The sequence below is a fragment of the Flavihumibacter cheonanensis genome, assembly GCF_022352215.1.
In the GTDB taxonomy this organism is placed as follows: domain Bacteria; phylum Bacteroidota; class Bacteroidia; order Chitinophagales; family Chitinophagaceae; genus Flavihumibacter; species Flavihumibacter cheonanensis.
Genome location: NZ_JAKRWF010000073.1, coordinates 1 through 290, shown reverse-complemented (window position 1 = coordinate 290; position 290 = coordinate 1). Strand labels below are relative to the sequence as shown.

Sequence of the window (290 nt, the reverse complement as noted above, 5' to 3'; positions counted from 1 at the left end):
GCAGGAACTGGCCGCCATCGTGCAGGCGCACCCGGCGGTCGAGGGATTGATGTCCTCGGCGGGACAGGCTGGCGGCGGTGTCGCCGGCGGCAACGTCGGCCGCCTGGTGATCCGCCTGACCCCGCGCGACACCCGTCCCGGTGCCGACGAGATCATCGACGAGTTGCGCGCGGCCACCCGCAAGCTCGCCGGTGTCAATGTCACCCTGCAGAATCCGGCGTCGATCAACGTCGGTGCCCTTGCCGCCAGTACCGACTACCAGCTGACGCTGACGTCAGGGGATTTCGAGG

1 protein-coding gene is annotated in these 290 nt (G+C 69.3%); it reads left to right on the top strand.

Annotated elements, in window-relative coordinates:
• On the top strand, positions 1-290 hold a 290-nt coding region (locus MD536_RS21185; RefSeq protein ID WP_239603785.1), incomplete at both ends, for a hypothetical protein.